Below are 16,389 nucleotides of genomic sequence, written 5' to 3'. Positions count from 1 at the left end.
AACCATCCAATACATTTTTCAATTTGTAAATAATAAAATGACAATAAGAAATGAAAAATGCAAGTATAATAATGATTATTGGCCCATTATTTCTATTGGGATTGTTTGCCTTTCCTTTATGGAACATTATGTTGGGGGCTCCTCAATATCCAGAACCGTTGGGCATGAATATTCATATTTCGGGAATAGAAGGGGTCTCTGAATTTGATTTACAGAATATAGACGGATTAAATCACTATATTGGTATGAAAACCATCCCAAAACCCGGGGAGATGTGGGAATTTGATGTTTTTCCCAAGGTTATCATTGGAATGGTGATCCTTGGAGTGCTTATAGGCTTAATGGGATTTTTTGGAAAAGTGGATTTTAAATGGTTCTTGGGCTGGTTTGTGCTGATGTCCCTTTTAGGAATATTGGGAATGTACGATTTTAATCAATGGCTTACGGATTATGGTTCCAACCTAGATCCACATGCCATTATTAAAGTAATCAATGAGGATGGAACCCCTATGACCTATAAGCCACCTTTGTTGGGTTTTCAAAAAATGTTGAATTTTGATGTAACCTCCCTCCCAAGTGTTGGGGCTTATATGATGTTTGTAGGAATGTCACTTACATTGGTAGCCTCCTATCTTGGATGGAAGAAAAAGGGATTGAAAACAAAGCGGCAATCAAAAAATGCGGTAACTACTTAATTTTAGAATTTAATATGGTGAACTACAGAATAGTGGTCTTTTTATTTTTATTGTTGACATCTTCCTGTAATGTTGGTCCGCAACCAATATCCTATGGGTCCGATGGATGTCATTTTTGTAGTATGACCATAGTGGACCGGCAACATGCAGCTGAAATTGTTACCGATAAGGGTAAAGTCTTTAAGTTCGATTCAAGTGAATGTATGATGAACCACCTCAAGGACATAGATATTAAGCAAGTGGCCTATTTTTTGGTGAACGATTACAATCAACCTGGGGAATTGATAAATGCAACCAAAGCCACCTATCTTATAAGCAATCGCATACCCAGCCCTATGGGAGAGTTTTTAACGGCCTTTAAGACAGAGCAAGCTGCAGTAGATGCGCTGTTGACCTATGAGGGGGACCTATTGACCTGGGACCAGTTAAAGTTGAGATTTCAATTATAAACATTCAAAATGCAGCCCATGGGATTCCCATGGAAGGTAAATAAGAACAGCGCTGAAATTTACTTCCTCCATTCCTTGGTGGTTGGAATTACTTAGCCAAAAAAAACAATAACTATGTACACCGTTAGCGATCAGATAAAAAATCAGGAATACAATAAACTTCAGGTAAATAAATTGGTAAAAACCGATGCCTTGGAGATTTTGAATATTAGCTTGGAAAAGGATGCCATTTTTCCGGAACATACTGCCCCTACAGATGCACAGCTGATTGTTTTGGAAGGAAAGATAATCTTTCATATCAATGGTAATTCCTACTTCATAAGTGGTCAACAACACTTCAGTTTCCCCAAAGACGTGCCACATTGGGTATCGGCCGAGGAAAATTCAAAATTTCTGATTATCAGATAATGAAAAGGAGGGAGGTATTTTTCTGCTCTTTACTGTTGCTTTTTGGTATTCATTTACAGGCAGGGACCATTACGGTCTGCGGATCCTGTAAGGTGAAAACTATCAAGGAGGGTGTAGCCATGGCCGCTGATTTTGATACACTTTTGATCAAAAAGGGGACCTATAACGAATTCAATATCCAAATAACCAAACCCCTGACCCTTATTGGGGAAAACTATCCTGTAATCGATGGTGGCGATAAGGGTGAAATTATAACCATAGTTTCGGACAATGTTACCATAGACGGTTTGTTCATCATCAATGTAGGAACCAGTTATACGGCAGATTATGCTGCCATTAGGGTGGTGCAGAGTGAACATTTTTTAATACAGAATGTGGTGTTGGAAAAGCTCTTCTTCGGCATTTATTTGGAGAAGTGTAAGAACGGAAAGGTATATCACAATAAGATAATCGGGGATGCCGTAGACGAATACAATTCCGGAAACGGCATACAATTATGGTATTCACAGAATATTGTGGTGGAACGCAATATTGTGCAACACGTAAGGGATGGTATCTATCTGGAGTTTTCGGACAATATCACTATAGAAAACAATATCAGTTCGGACAATCTTCGGTATGGGCTGCACTTTATGTTTTCCAATGATGACATTTATAAGGACAATACCTTTGAGAACAATGGGGCAGGGGTTGCGGTCATGTTCTCCAAAAGGATAAAAATGTTGGGCAATACGTTTAGAAAAAATTGGGGTACTGCCTCTTTTGGGATATTGTTGAAGGAGATCAATGATGCAGAAATTACGGGCAATACCTTTGAAGAGAATACAGTAGGCATCAGTATCGAAGGCTCCAATAGGATAAATTATTCCAAAAATAACTTTATAAAAAATGGCTGGGCCATTAAAGTGCGTGGAGCCTGTTACACCAATACCTTTATCCATAATAACTTTTTGTACAATTCCTTCGATCTGGCCTACAACAGTAATTTGAACGACAATATTTTTGATGAAAATTATTGGAGCAATTATACAGGATACGATCTGGATAGGAACGGGACTGGTGATATTCCCTACAGGCCGGTAAAGTTATTCTCCTATATCGTGAACAGAACCCCCGAAACTATTATACTGTTGCGTAGTTTGTTTATGGATATTATTGATTTTTCTGAAAAAGTATCCCCTGTTTTTACTCCCGACGAATTAGTTGATGCAAAACCCTTAATGAAAAGAATTAAATGATACACGTTGAAAGCCTACATAAGAGATTTGGTAAAAATGTGGTATTGGCCGGATTGGATCTCGATATTGCCCAAGGAGGTATTTCTGCTATCCTGGGGCCCAATGGTTCCGGTAAAACAACTTTGATAAAAACGGTGTTGGGTATGGTGATTCCCAATAAAGGGACCATAGAAGTGATGGATACCCCTATTGGTAATAGGTGGAAGTACCGCCAAGACATAAATTACCTTCCCCAAATTGCCAATTTTCCGGGAAACCTGAAGGTCAGGGAATTAATAGCAATGATTAAGGATATTCGACAAAAACCGAGCGACGAACAAAAGTTGATCGGTCTATTTGGATTGGAGCCATTCTTGGATAATAAATTGAGCAACCTATCCGGAGGTACCAAACAAAAGGTAAATATTGTACTGACCTTTATGTTCGACAGTCCCTTGATTATTTTGGACGAACCTACCAATGGTTTGGATCCCTTGGCACTGATCCGTCTCAAGGAGTTAATTTTTGAAGAAAGGGAAAAAGGAAAGACGTTCTTGATCACCTCCCATATTATGCAATTTGTAGAAGAGGTTTCAGACCAGATCGTTTACTTACTTGAAGGTAAAATTTATTTTAAAGGCAGTATTACGGAATTAAAGACCAAAACTGGTCAAAGCAATTTTGAACGTGCCATAGCGGCAATATCAACCCACAACAATCATGATTAAGATATTAAAATATAGTTTTTACGATCTAATGCGTAGCCGTTGGAGTTACGTTTATTTCTTGTTCTATCTATTGCTGGGCTTTGTATTGTTGTTTTTGAACAATGAGCTCTCCAAGGCCGTAATTACCCTAATGAACGTTATTATTGTTTTGGTACCCTTGATCGGGACTATTTTTGGTGTCATGTATTACTACAATTCCAAGGAATTTACAGAGCTTCTTTTGGCACAGCCCATTAAAAGGTCCTCCATTTTTCTTGGCCAATATTTGGGGGTTGCCGGTTCGTTGACGGTGAGTTTGGTATTGGGACTGGGAATTCCCTTTGCACTGTACGGACTGTTTCAAAGCAATGCCATTTGGGATTTTTCACTATTATTGATAACAGGTGCGTTTTTAACGCTGATCTTTACGGCAGTTGCCTTTAATATTGCCCTGTCCAATGAAAATAAGATAAAAGGTTTTGGATATGCCGTCCTGGCCTGGTTGTTTTTGGCGGTAATTTACGACGGACTTTTCCTAATGTCGTTGATCGTTTTTGAGGAATATCCCTTGGATAACCTTTCCCTGATTGCCACCATGTTCAATCCTATAGACCTATCCAGGACTTTAATCCTGTTAAAGCTTGATATTTCCGCCCTTTTGGGATATACGGGTGCCATTTTCAAACAGTTTTTCGGAACCAACCTAGGACTTTTTATGTCTATCTTTATGTTGTGCCTATGGACGGTAATCCCTGTATGGCGTTTGGCCTATGTAGCCAAAAGAAAGGATTTTTAATGATATCTTTGACTCAATTCCATGATATTGCGTGATTGCTAGCAGAACCCATATTAAAGTATCCCTAGGCTATTTTTTATTGGCTGCCTTATTGGGCGTGTTATTGCGGACGTTTGTTGTGGCCACAATGCCGATCAATTATAGGTTTATGGTGCATACACATTCCCATATAGCACTTTTGGGCTGGGTGTATATTGCGCTTACCACCTTGTTGTACCATCTCTTTTTGGACAAAGGGGTTTTGGATAGGAAGTACCGAAGAATTTTTTGGTTTACACAGATTTGTTTGTTGGGGATGCTATTGTCCTTTCCCTTTCAAGGGTATGCCCTATTTTCTATAATATTCTCCACTTTATTTCTGCTGGCCTCCTATTGGTTTTCCGTTTTTTTTATAAAATATGTTCCTTTGCCCTTTAAGGGCACAAAGGCCTATAGCTGTGTAAAATATGCCCTCTGGTTCATGGTAGGCTCCAGTATTGGCCCTTGGTCCTTAGGTGCCATTATGACGGTTTTAGGACCGGAATCCATATGGTACCGACTGGCCATTTATTTCTATTTACATTTTCAGTATAACGGTTGGATGGTAATGGCGCTTTTAGGACTCTTTTTTTATTTATTGGAACAACTTCAAATTAATATTTCCCAAAAGACTTTTAGGTACTTTTTCCTGACCACGGTTCTGGGAATTATTCTGAGTTTTTTTCTGTCTACCCTATGGACGGGACCTCCAATGATTTATTATCTTTTGGGAGGTTTGGGCGCTGTATTGCAGCTGATGGGCTTTGGCATACTGTTAAATATCTGCCTTGTAAATAAAGTGGTATTGAAATCGGCACTTTCCCCATTTCGGTTGAATGTTTTAAAGTTGGTGGCTTTCCTATTGTTGGTTAAAATGATGTTACAATGGCTCACCGCTTGGCCCTACTTTGCAAATTTGGCCGCAACGATTCTGGATTTTACTATTGGTTATTTACATTGGACCTTTTTGGGTGTCATTAGCATGGGACTGTTATTCTTTTTGGAATTTTTTGGGTTGATAAGACTGTCCAAAACGGCCAGTGCATTGTACCTGTTAGGCTTTCTGCTTACCGAAATCCTTATATTTTATAGGGGAATGGCTGCATGGATGGGTTGGCCCTTAGGGGAAGATTATTCAAAATTTCTGGCAGGTACCAGTATATTGATCCCATTGGCCGTATTAGTGCTCCTAGGGCATTCTTCCAAAGGCAATGGTGTTAAGGCAAAAGTTTAATGGTCCTTGGTTCTGTGTTGATAGATGTTCATATATAACATGGTGGACATTTTTTGGGCCCTATTTTTGGCTATCCACGCAACGTCCCCTTCAAAAAGCTCATCAATGGTGGCAAACCATTCGTTTAGCCAAAGTCCAAAATGTTCAGGAGTAATTGTATGGTTCATTTTCTTGTCTACCTCCTGATGAACGGCAATTGGATTACCTATATATTTTCGCTTTAGCAATAATTGACTCTCCCAAAAATCGGTCAATAATTCCAAGTGGCTGTCCCAGTCCTTGATTATGCCATTAAAAATAGGCCCCAATATTTGGTGCTCCCTAATCTTGGTGTAAAAACTAACCACTAATAGGTTCACGTCCTCTCTCTCCTTAATCTCCGATTTTAACAACATAATTTAAATTTAATGGCTCAGGGAATACTGTAAAGGTAGTCCGTTGAATCTATATTTTGCAATGTTTGGGCGTTTAGAATACTTGTTTGGAATTCTACAGGCCCAACTATATCTTTTGCCTTCACGTTTTAGGATCACTTTAAACCGAAATCATTGTCCGTAACTATTTTAAAAACCAAATTATGTAGGTCCCCATTAACTGGAATTTGACATGCCAATCTACTTAAAGAGGAGGCATCCTCCAGTTGGGATAAGGTCTGTTTTTCATCGCCCTCTATTTTTGAACTTAGAGCACCTTGAAGAATTTGTATATGACATGTTCCGCACCAGGCCCTGCCTTTGCAATCTCCCCATTCCTGCAAATATTTATCAAATAGAAGTTCCATAAGGCTATGGTATTCGTTTAGGCTACAAATAGCGGTATTACTGTCCCCAAATTCGTCAATATAAGTAAAAGTGTAGGGTTCGGGTTTCATGTAATTTGAATTATCGTGGGTTCAATTTATTGGCACCGCCAAAGGGTATAATACCCCGAGGCTTGCCTCGAAAATTAAAGTTCGTTTCCTACGAATGCCTCGCGGGCTTGCCCCGAGGTAGTTTACTATATAATGCCAATAATGGACTATCATTTACCATATCCAACTCTTCTGTCCTGATGGTCTATGGGCAGATCGGACCGATCTGGGAACCATATTTTGATCACTTACTACATATCGCCTGGTATTCCATCCAACCCATGTTAAATTAGGACCCCTACAATGGTAAAAATGCTGAAAAGGACGCTAAAGATTAAAAGGTTAAAAGTGGTTTTGGCACTTAATCTGGCCAAAACGGCACCATTATAGGCCATACATAAAATAGTAACCAGAAAAAGCAAGGTAAATTTTAGTGCTGCAGGTATGTGGTGCATTAGGACTACCATGGCGGCAACAGATCCAATACAGCTTTGACCAATAATGGCAATGGTTGAATAGCCTGTTTGTTCCCTTTTAAATTCGTTTAATAGTTGATTGTAAAGTCTCATAATCGTCATTTTTATTGTTATTCCCAAAAACTATCGGTGGTATTTTCCGAAAATTTGGTTTCGATATGATGTTCTAGAATGAATTGCAATTGTTGTTCGGTCGCCATCTTCTGAATTTCATTGAACAGTACCCGTTCCTCAAATCTGATATGTTGTTCCAATTCTTCCTCTATACGGTTTAAGGACTTATTTAATTCGGTGGTGCTTTTGAAAAGGCGATCCAGTCTTCTGTGTTGTGCCACTGCTTTTTTTACCATTGCGTTGTCTTTTCCGAGAATAGGGAAAAGGTGTTTTTCCTCCTCTTCAAAATGGGGAGCCAAATAGGTGGTATAAAACCAATCAACGTAAGTCTTTATACGTTTTGTGGATACTCCTTTGGAGAGACCGGTCCTAATTTTCCATGACAACAATAAACCTTGATGGTGTTCCCTGCTCAAAGGTTGTATAGCTTTATGTCTTTTTATAGGTTTAACTTTCATATCAAGATGTTTTAGTATGGTTAAGCTCAAATTTTAAGGTCACCCTGTGGGTGTTCCTGTACAGGAGAGGCCTCGGTTTTTATGGCCAATAAGGTGCAGCGAGGGGGATTTTTAAGATAATGTGCCACACCTTAATGGTTATAAAATTGGGTCGCTGGGGGATTTGGTTACAGTTGTTTTTTAGGTAAGCTTTAAGCGCGTAATTCTTTTTCCAAGGCAATGGCCTTTGGAAAGAGAATATTATTTTCCAAATGGATATGCCTGTGTAAATCCTCTTCAAACTCCTTTAGAAGGGAAAAGGTTACTCTATAGGTGTTGCAGGCATCGGCAGGTGGGTTATAATTATTGCTCAACTCTTCTATGAGCCTAAATCGGTCCCCTTCGTTCTCATGTTCCTGCATCATCATTTGAATTGGATTTTGTATGGTGCCAAAATGCTGTTCAGCAGGGGCTTGGCCGTATTGTTTGTTCTGAACCATTTTACGTACGGCAGGGAAGACGATCAGTTCCTCTTTTTTCATATGCATGGCCAGTTCTCCAGCGCATTTGTTGAAATGTTCCGTAATTTCATAAAGTTCTGGATGACGGTCTCCATGGACTCGGCATAGTTTGGCCAGATATTGATTTAGTATCGGAATTTGTGCCTCCACATATCTATGGTGTTTTTTCTCTATATAGTCTGCCAATAGATCCAGGGGCCAAGTTTTAAAATCGATATTGTTTTCATTGGTTTGGTGCTGCACCGTTTCAATTTCCTGTAAAAGGAGAGTGGCGTCCAGTTTATATTTTTCGGCCACTTCTACAATACTCCGGTTTCCCTTGCAGCAAAAATCTATTTTGTGATTTTTGAATACTTGTGCCGTACGGTAGTTTTCTGCAACTATTTCACCAATATTTTTGGTCATTAAATTTTTCATAGTAATTATTTTTTGAAATTTATAATTGAATCTGTTGCCATTATGGCAACCGCTTTAAAATCCTTCAATACGGTAAGGCTATGTTCCAATCCTGCCGGAACCAGCATTGTGGACCCTTTCTTTAAGACGTACTCCTTATGCTCGGTTTTAAGAATGGCTTTACCCTCTTGAACAACAATGACCGCTTCGTGCGAACTGTTGTGCTCGGGCATACCCATATCCTTCAAGGCCTCAATTTGCAGTATTTTTAGCTTTTCACCGACTTGTAGATGCGTCAACTGTGGTGTGTTCAGTACTTGCATAATGTTCATTTTTATGGTTAATTCCCCAATTTTGTTTTTCCGTTTCTGTCCATAGACTTGGAAAGAATTTGCGTTGCTGATATTTTGGATGGAGGTATTTTTTCCAATCCGAACCACCAGTAGCCTGCTTGTTTTCACCTTTTTTGTCCAAATAGTATTCGGCGGTGCTCAAATGAACCATGGGCCAATCTATATTGTATAATTTATCAAAGGTGCGAAGTCTGTTTCTCAATGCATCTGGAACATAGGGCAGTTGGGCCATTTTGTCTTCCAAGGTATTGCCCGCTACGGTTTTGGCGGTTTGCGCCAAGGCTGGTAGGTATTTCTCCTCAAAAAGTTGAAGTGTCAAACTTTTTTTGCCGGTTCTGGGGTCCGTTCCGGCATCTTTCCAATAAATATGTTCAAAACATTCCTCCAAATTTGGATTGTTGGAGCCTTCTTTTTTATATCTATGGCCAGTTAGGTTTACCAAGGAAGTACAATGCAATTCAATAAACCGGAATTGTGCGGATTGAAAACCACTCGCAGGGGTTAGGGTTTTACGAAAGGTATTGTAATCTTCATAGTCCATTCCTACCTTCATAATATCAAAGGAATTGATAAGCATGGAAGTGTAATGGTTAAGTCGGTCCACTTTATTGATTAAATAGGCCGTAGTAGGCCCTTTTTCATCCACTATCTGCTGTAATTCATGCAGCATCATTTTAAGGTACAATTCTGTTACTTGGTGGTACATGATAAAAATGGACTCATCTTTAAAATTGGTCCGTGGTCTTTGCAGCGAAAGCAGGGTTTCCACCTCTACATAATCCCAATATGTGATAGGTTTTGCGTGAAGAAGGCCCTCCAGATAGGTGTCTGGATTTTCTCCAAGGGATCGGTATTTTTCAACAAGTTTATCGGTGATGTTTAACATGTAAGTGTTGTTATGGATTTTATGATTTTATAGATAAGCAGTTTCGTTCATAATTTATATAAGGAGTTTAATACCTTTTTATCGTTTATTGTGGTAAATTTTTATCTTTTTAAGTGGGTTAGACCTATATCCAGTCCTGTAGCCAATTCGTACAGGCTTGTATTTTGCAGCATCATTTTTAGATTCTCCCTGATGCCTACAAATTTATCATGTACAGGACAAGGTTGTGTGGCATCACATTGTTTCAGACCCAGACCACAGCCAACAAATATATTGTCGCCATCTATGGCATGTACAATATCGTGTAATTTAATGGTGTCTATTTTCGATTCCTCGATTTCAAAGCCACCTGTTGGGCCCTTATGGGAATCAATAATTCCACTTTTAGCCAAGGATTGCAATATTTTTGCGGTAAATGCTACCGGAGAATTTACCTCTTCCGCAATCTCTTTAAGGCTTACACGCGTGTGTCTCATAGATTTTACGGCTATGTATATAGTAGCTTTTATTCCGTATTCGCAAGCCTTTGAAAACATATTAATGCTAAATTAAATCGATACAAATATAATTCTTATTCTTATTTCGGACAAATTTATCTTAAATAAAATTTGGCACCATTTTTTAGTGTGGGGCATAGGGTTTTGGATATCAATGCTCCCCGTACCCAATATCATCCATTTTGCCCTTAAATACCCTATATTGAATAAATACATAGGCTATTAACAGTATAAAGGCAATTATAAACCAATTTATGCCTACCGAAAGTCCGTATTCATCTGCCGCTACATTGTAAACTGTCAAGGATGGATTTATAGAATTGGTAGACGGCAGAAGCTTGGGAAAAATAGATGCCGCGGTAGAGGCAAAGCCGCCCAGAATGAACAAGGAGGAGAATATAAATCCTATTCCGTCCTTTTTAAAGGCCTTTACCCAAAAGAGTCCAACAAGACCTATAAGGGTCAATATAGGAAAAATCCATAGCCATGGCGTTTCAATAAAATTGAGGAAAGGCTTGGGTGCTATAACGTGCCATACCACAAGGGAGAGGATTACCAACGCCAACAGGGCAAAATTGAGCCGAAAGATAACGGTCCTCAATTTGTCGTTGAGGTCCGAATTGGTCTTGTAGATAATCCAATTGGCACCATGGATGGTTAGGGTGACCACTCCCACCAGACCTAGTAAAATGGTAAACCAATCAATAATTCCTAAATGTGCAGCCGTTGGACTAAAAGTAGGATTCCATAAGGGGAGAAAAAAATAGTGGGCTTCGTGGGCGGAGACGCCATTTTCTACCATTCCCAAATTTACGCCCCGTACAACATTGCCCAAGGCTATGCCAAAGAAAAGGGCCAATAGAAAGCTGGCAATTCCAAAAGCCTTGTCCCATACGGTCTCCCATAATCGGTGGTGTATTTGACCCCGTAGTTCAAGTCCAATGGCCCTGAAAATCAGCAACCAAAGAATCATGATCAACGGTAGGTAAAACCCACTAAAGGAAGAGGCATATAAGGTAGGGAAGGCAAAGAAAAGAACACCTCCGGAGGCAATGAGCCAGACCTCGTTGGCATCCCAAAAAGGGCCAATGGCATTGGTAATGGCTTTCTTGTCCTTTTCTTTTTTTGCGAAAAATAGATGTACTATTCCCGCTCCAAAATCATAACCATCCAAGACGACATAAATGGCCAACATACTCATTAAAACTATATACCAGAATATTTCCATAATTAAGCTTCAGTAGTTACAGGTCCTTTATTTATAATTTTACCTACCAATATCAAAAATAGCATCCCCAACAATAGATATAATCCAATAAATCCCAATAAGGTGAACAATGTATTTCCAGAGGATACTGTTGGGGAAATTCCTTCCGAAGTGCGCAATAGGTTATATACCAACCAGGGCTGTCTCCCCAATTCTGCGGTATACCATCCGGTGGTATTGGCAATATAGGGAAAGGGAAGGAAGAACAGCAGGGACCACAAAATCCACTTGGTGGCGTATAATTTTTTACGCCATAACTGAATGGCTCCCGCCGCCATTAGCGCTATGAATAGGGTACCCAGTCCTACCATTATGTGATAGGCGTAATATAGGCCCGGAATATTGGTGGGATAGTTTTCCGGTTCAAATTCATTTAATCCTTTCACTTCCGCATCCCATTTTTTGTAGGTTAAAAAACTCAATATATTGGGGACCGCAATTTTATTGTCCAATTTTTTATCAACCACATTGGGTTGCCCTATCAATACAATTTCCGACCCGCCGTCCTGGGTTTCAAATAGCCCTTCCATGGCAGCGAAGGTAACCGGCTGATGCTCCACCACATTTTTCGCTGCCCAATCTCCTGTAGGAAAGGCTACCAATACCGAGGACACAAGCCCGAAGACGACCCCGGTTTTAACAAATAACTTACCGAAGCTACTATGTCTGTTGTTCAAAATATAAAAGGCCCCAATGGAAGCCATTACAAAAGATGCGGTAACCAAACTGGCCAATTGATTGTGCAAATAGGAGGGTAAAAGCCAAGGGTTTGAAAATAGGGCAGTAAAATTATTCAATACAAATTTGCCATTGCTCAATATTTCATATCCTACCGGATGCTGCATCCAGGAATGGGTGGCAATAATTAAAAAGCCACTGGCCCAGGAACCCAGAAACACCAAGAAACCTGTTACAAAATGTAATTTGTGCCCCAATAATTTCTCACCGAACAAAAATAGCCCCAAAAAGGAGGATTCCAGGAAAAAAGAGAACATCCCTTCCATGGCCAAGGTCTGCCCAATGATTCCCCCGGTCAATTCGGAAAATTTGGCCCAATTGGTCCCAAATTGAAATTCCATTGGTATTCCGGTAACAACCCCCATGGCAAAATTAAGCGCGAAGATCCGCATCCAAAATTTGGCAGCATCATTGTAATGGCCTACTTGGGTTCTAAGAAATTTCCATTTAAAATAGACAATGATCAGGGAAAGACCCATGGTAAGTTGTGGAAACAAATAGTGGAAGGTGATAGTAAAGGCAAATTGCATTCTATCATAAAAGAGCATATCCTCCATGAAAAAAAACTTAAGGTTTAATTTAAGTTTAAAATTAAACAACTAAAAATGAAATTGGGTAACACAGGTTACATTATTGCTTATTTAAATTGAATAAAAACAAAAAGGTGCATTACCTGACAATTGTCATCTTTATATCTATTCAATATGTATTATATTTGTCCTGTATTTTAAATATGGCCGTCTTTTATCATGGAGCCTGCCTTAATTTAAAAATTGATAATGAAACATTTAGTCCTATTTGTTGCGATAATAATGCTGATAAAGCCACTATGGCCTTTAGCGGAATATGCAGTAAATTACGATTATATTGTTGAGAATCTTTGCGAAAATAGGGCTACCCCTTCCTTACATTGTGATGGTAAATGTTACTTGGCCAAACAATTGGCCAAAGAATCGGAGGGAAGCGATAAAAACCCGTTTGAGGGCAAACGGTTCAATTTTGAAATACAGTACAATTCTCCGTTCGACCCTTTATTCGTTCTTGGATCGGTCAATGAATACGATTTTACAGTACAAAATAATTATAAGGGAATCCAAACTTTAATTCCCGCTCTATATACTACAGATATTGCACAGCCACCAGAGCTGGGATAATTCAATCATCGCCATAGGGAATTGGGCTCGGTCCAATACCTCTACAAGGCTTATGGCGTCTTAAAGGAATTGTATTATCTAAATAAATCAAATGAACATTTTTAAATGTGTCCATAAGGTATACCTAATACTTATGGAAACTGGCAGACCTATTAATTATTGGGTTTTGTTATTGGGGATTTGTATTTTCCCCAAAGACATTGGCGCGCAGGAATTGGTTTTGCAAAGGGATTCGGTCATAACCATTAATTTGGACGAAGTAATCCTAATTTCGGCCAGAAAGGCTTTGGATTACCATCGGCAGCCCAAACCCCTTTCCACTTTGGACGAGTATCTGGAATCCTCTAAAAAGGTAGATATGGTGAAACGGGGAGCATATGCCTGGGAACCAACTTTGAACAATATGTTTTCGGAACGTCTTTCGGTAACTATTGACGGAATGAAGATCTTTGGTGCATGTACCGATAAAATGGATCCAGTTACCTCCTATGTGGATGTGTCCAACCTATCGCAGGCGCATATAGCGTCCGGTCAGCAAGGTACCGAACATGGAAATACCATCGGTGGAGCCATTAATTTGGAGCTGGATCGTGGTAATTTTAAGGATACGGGCCTTTATGGTGGAGTGGAGACAGGTTTTGAGAGCAACAATCAAATGGGGGTTGTTGGGGCAGAACTTAATTATTCGAATCCCAATTTCTATGTGGATACGGATATTATTTATCGCATAGCGGAAAATTATTTTGCAGGGGGCGATCAGGAAGTGGATTTCTCCCAGTTTGAAAAATATAATTTTTCGGCCAATGGGGGTTATAAAATTGCAGAAGATCAAGCCCTGACCGCGAGTCTTATTTACGATGAAGCAAGGGATGTAGGTTATCCGGCACTGACTATGGATGTTTCCTTGGCAAGGGCCATTATTGCATCGGTGGGTTTTGAACAGAATACCTTATGGGGCAGTTTACGTAATTGGAAATCCAAGTTGTATTTTAATAAGGTAACCCATGTCATGGACGATACCAAAAGGCCAGATGTACCCATCCACATGGATATGCCGGGTTGGAGCGATACTTATGGATTTTATACCCAAGCAGCACTACAGGCCAAAAAACATCAATTGTTATTTAAGGTAGATGGGTATTACAACAAATCATTGGCAGAAATGACAATGTACCCCAATGACCCTAATGAATTGCCCATGTTTATGCTTACTTGGCCCGATGTTCGTACTGCGAATGGCGGAATCTATGCGGAAGATGAACTGGACCTAAATGGTAGTTTTCTTAAAATAGCGACCAGGATGACCGTTCAGAACCAGAATGTTGCAGACGAGTTTGGATTGAATAGTCTAAAGATTTTTTATCCGGAGATGGAGAAATCCAAAACGCGATTCCTAAAAAGTATTTCTGGGCAATGGCATAAAATGTGGATGCCATGGCATTTTAATGCGGGACTTTCCTATGGCGATAGGGCACCTTCCGTAACCGAAGGTTATGGATTTTATTTGTTCAACAGCTTCGATAACCATGATTATATTGGGGATCCGGAACTTGCCAATGAAAAGTCCATGGAGGCCAATGCCAAGATCTCTTGGGAAAAATCCAAGCTAAAGCTAAGTGCCGAGGCCAATTATTTCCATATCGCCGATTATATCATTGGGGAAATTGATCCTTCCCTGAGTGTGATGACCATAGGAGCGGAAGGGGTAAAGATCTACAAGAACCTGGAGTATGCCAATTTGTTCAACACATCCTTGGATGTGGAATACGCCATTCTGCCAGAACTGAAATGGTCCGGGTTGATTTCCTATCATCGTGGTACCGACAATAATGGGGGAAACATACCCTTTATAAGTCCATTTTCCTACCGCTCAGGGTTTCAATTTGACAATAGGTCGTTCTCGGCAGCCCTAAGGGTTACCGGTGGAGGAAAACAAGTGAACTATAACCCGGAATTCGGGGAAGATCAAACAAAGGCCTATACGGTGTGTTCCTTGACCTTTGGGAAGACCTTTAATTTTAACAACGATTCCATGTACGCGAAGTTCGGGGTTGAGAATATTTTTGATGAAAACTACTCCACCTATACCGATTGGAAAAACATTCCGCGCATGGGGCGAAACTTCTTTTTAACACTTTCTTATTCAATTAATTAAATAAAAATAAACTTATGAAAACAATAAAACTAGGTCTAATAACATTTATAGCCGCCATAGGGCTGTCATCCTGTTCATCTGATGGGGACGATTCACCTAAAAACGAAATTGATCCTTTGGCAGAATTTAATTTAGTAACAAATATTACGGCCAATGGCCATAGTTTGGAGCTGTATTCGGAAGAAAAAACCGGCTTTACAACTGGGTACAATGAACTTTTTGTACGTATAAAGAATACTGCCGATGATACTTATTATGCCAATCCGGAAATTACCTGGTTGCCCGTAATGCATATGATGAGCATGAACCATTCCTGTCCAATATCCGAACTAAACATTACGGATGATTATGACACGGTGGCCAAAGGGTATATTGTATTCCAGATGCCTGGTAATGCAGATGAATTCTGGGACATAACTTTCACCTACACGGTAGCGGGACAGGAATTTTCGGTAACGGAAACCATAGATGTTACAGCACCAAGTGATGGCAAGCAAACGGTTTCTTCTTTTATGGGTAGTGATGAAACGAGGTATGTCTTGGCCATGGTTGAACCGACCGATCCTGAAGTTGCCGTTAACGATATAGAGGCCCTGCTATATAAAATGGACAGTATGATGAGCTTTTCCCATGTGGAAAACTATTCGGTAGCACTTGATCCGCGAATGCCAGGTATGGGTAACCACAGTTCCCCCAACAATGAGGATTTAACCTATGATGCGGCTTCCAAATCCTATAAGGGTAAGTTGTCCTTGACCATGACAGGGTATTGGAAATTAAATCTAAAACTGTTGAACAGTACAGGAGAGGTGTTAAAAGGGGAAGATATTACCGAAGAAAACGAGGCAAGTAGTCTATACTTTGAATTGGAATTCTAGATAGTATTTTATCATATAAAAAAGAGGCTGTCTAAAAAGGCAGTCTCTTTTTTTTTGTTTATGATTTTAAAAAAAGTATTGATTTTCTTATCTTAATGGTATGAAAAGCAATGTCGTTTGGAAGACCAATAATCAGACGCAAT

At 39.7% G+C, this 16,389-nt stretch carries 20 protein-coding genes; 10 read left to right on the top strand and 10 right to left on the bottom strand.

The features are described 5' to 3' along the window. Positions 1–50 precede the first annotated feature (50 nt). From C7972_RS17015 to C7972_RS16985, 7 genes are all read left to right on the top strand, one after another. Positions 51–695 (top strand): hypothetical protein, encoded by a 645-nt coding sequence (locus C7972_RS17015; protein WP_110357381.1) that lies wholly within the window; start codon positions 51–53, stop codon positions 693–695. 14 nt (positions 696–709) lie between these two features. Beyond that, positions 710–1,144, top strand: a complete 435-nt coding sequence (locus tag C7972_RS17010) for a nitrous oxide reductase accessory protein NosL (RefSeq protein WP_110357504.1) — start codon at positions 710–712, stop codon at positions 1,142–1,144. Positions 1,145–1,258: 114 nt separating this feature from the next. After that, positions 1,259–1,552 (top strand): cupin domain-containing protein, encoded by a 294-nt coding sequence (locus tag C7972_RS17005; protein ID WP_110357380.1) that lies wholly within the window; start codon positions 1,259–1,261, stop codon positions 1,550–1,552. After that, positions 1,552–2,790 carry a nitrous oxide reductase family maturation protein NosD gene (locus tag C7972_RS17000; RefSeq protein ID WP_110357379.1) on the top strand — a complete coding sequence of 413 codons (1,239 nt, stop codon included), beginning with the start codon at positions 1,552–1,554 and terminating at the stop codon, positions 2,788–2,790. The genes C7972_RS17005 and C7972_RS17000 overlap by 1 nt, the downstream gene beginning before the upstream one ends. Next, positions 2,787–3,497 carry an ABC transporter ATP-binding protein gene (locus tag C7972_RS16995; protein WP_110357378.1) on the top strand — a complete coding sequence of 237 codons (711 nt, stop codon included), beginning with the start codon at positions 2,787–2,789 and terminating at the stop codon, positions 3,495–3,497. The genes C7972_RS17000 and C7972_RS16995 overlap by 4 nt, the downstream gene beginning before the upstream one ends. Continuing rightward, positions 3,490–4,272: an ABC transporter permease gene (locus tag C7972_RS16990; protein ID WP_110357377.1), complete on the top strand. Its 783-nt coding sequence runs from the start codon at positions 3,490–3,492 to the stop codon at positions 4,270–4,272. Before C7972_RS16995 ends, C7972_RS16990 begins: the two co-directional genes overlap by 8 nt. 31 nt (positions 4,273–4,303) lie before the next feature. Next, positions 4,304–5,524 carry a hypothetical protein gene (locus C7972_RS16985; protein WP_110357376.1) on the top strand — a complete coding sequence of 407 codons (1,221 nt, stop codon included), beginning with the start codon at positions 4,304–4,306 and terminating at the stop codon, positions 5,522–5,524. On the opposite strand, the gene C7972_RS16980 is transcribed toward C7972_RS16985, so the two are convergent. The 10 genes from C7972_RS16980 to C7972_RS16935 all read right to left on the bottom strand — a co-directional run bounded on the left by C7972_RS16980 (position 5,521) and on the right by C7972_RS16935 (position 12,616). Beyond that, entirely contained in the window at positions 5,521–5,919 is a 399-nt protein-coding gene (locus C7972_RS16980; RefSeq protein WP_375334791.1) for a group III truncated hemoglobin, read from the bottom strand. The two genes, C7972_RS16985 and C7972_RS16980, sit on opposite strands and share 4 nt — an antisense overlap. 134 nt (positions 5,920–6,053) lie before the next feature. Further along, entirely contained in the window at positions 6,054–6,395 is a 342-nt protein-coding gene (locus C7972_RS16975) for a 2Fe-2S iron-sulfur cluster-binding protein (protein WP_110357375.1), read from the bottom strand. Between the two features lie 263 nt (positions 6,396–6,658). Next, positions 6,659–6,943 (bottom strand): hypothetical protein, encoded by a 285-nt coding sequence (locus C7972_RS16970; RefSeq protein ID WP_110357374.1) that lies wholly within the window; start codon positions 6,941–6,943, stop codon positions 6,659–6,661. Between the two features lie 17 nt (positions 6,944–6,960). Then, on the bottom strand, positions 6,961–7,422 hold the full coding sequence (locus C7972_RS16965; protein ID WP_110357373.1) for a hemerythrin domain-containing protein: 462 nt from the start codon (positions 7,420–7,422) through the stop codon (positions 6,961–6,963). Between the two features lie 191 nt (positions 7,423–7,613). Further along, on the bottom strand, positions 7,614–8,339 hold the full coding sequence (gene ric / locus C7972_RS16960) for an iron-sulfur cluster repair di-iron protein (protein WP_110357372.1): 726 nt from the start codon (positions 8,337–8,339) through the stop codon (positions 7,614–7,616). A 5-nt stretch (positions 8,340–8,344) separates the two neighbouring features. After that, positions 8,345–8,641 carry a cupin domain-containing protein gene (locus C7972_RS16955; RefSeq protein ID WP_110357371.1) on the bottom strand — a complete coding sequence of 99 codons (297 nt, stop codon included), beginning with the start codon at positions 8,639–8,641 and terminating at the stop codon, positions 8,345–8,347. After that, positions 8,595–9,557, bottom strand: coding sequence for a tryptophan 2,3-dioxygenase family protein (locus C7972_RS16950; RefSeq protein WP_110357370.1), 963 nt, complete (start codon positions 9,555–9,557; stop codon positions 8,595–8,597). Before C7972_RS16950 ends, C7972_RS16955 begins: the two co-directional genes overlap by 47 nt. 101 nt (positions 9,558–9,658) lie before the next feature. Then, entirely contained in the window at positions 9,659–10,093 is a 435-nt protein-coding gene (locus C7972_RS16945) for an Rrf2 family transcriptional regulator (RefSeq protein WP_110357369.1), read from the bottom strand. A gap of 112 nt (positions 10,094–10,205) precedes the next feature. Then, positions 10,206–11,282, bottom strand: coding sequence for a cytochrome d ubiquinol oxidase subunit II (cydB, locus tag C7972_RS16940; RefSeq protein ID WP_110357368.1), 1,077 nt, complete (start codon positions 11,280–11,282; stop codon positions 10,206–10,208). 2 nt (positions 11,283–11,284) lie between these two features. Further along, positions 11,285–12,616: a cytochrome ubiquinol oxidase subunit I gene (locus C7972_RS16935; RefSeq protein WP_110357367.1), complete on the bottom strand. Its 1,332-nt coding sequence runs from the start codon at positions 12,614–12,616 to the stop codon at positions 11,285–11,287. 222 nt (positions 12,617–12,838) lie between these two features. On the opposite strand from C7972_RS16935, the gene C7972_RS16930 reads away from it, so the two are divergent. The 3 genes from C7972_RS16930 to C7972_RS16920 all read left to right on the top strand — a co-directional run bounded on the left by C7972_RS16930 (position 12,839) and on the right by C7972_RS16920 (position 16,246). After that, complete coding sequence (locus C7972_RS16930; RefSeq protein WP_146216346.1) at positions 12,839–13,213, top strand: hypothetical protein; 375 nt, start codon at positions 12,839–12,841, stop codon at positions 13,211–13,213. Between the two features lie 91 nt (positions 13,214–13,304). Then, on the top strand, positions 13,305–15,368 hold the full coding sequence (locus C7972_RS16925) for a TonB-dependent receptor (RefSeq protein WP_258364883.1): 2,064 nt from the start codon (positions 13,305–13,307) through the stop codon (positions 15,366–15,368). 14 nt (positions 15,369–15,382) lie between these two features. Further along, on the top strand, positions 15,383–16,246 hold the full coding sequence (locus C7972_RS16920; RefSeq protein WP_110357365.1) for a hypothetical protein: 864 nt from the start codon (positions 15,383–15,385) through the stop codon (positions 16,244–16,246). The last annotated feature ends 143 nt before the right edge of the window (positions 16,247–16,389 follow it).

Source organism: Arenibacter sp. ARW7G5Y1 (assembly GCF_003201775.1).
In the GTDB taxonomy this organism is placed as follows: Bacteria; Bacteroidota; Bacteroidia; order Flavobacteriales; family Flavobacteriaceae; genus Arenibacter.
This window is presented reverse-complemented; position numbering and strand designations above follow the sequence as displayed.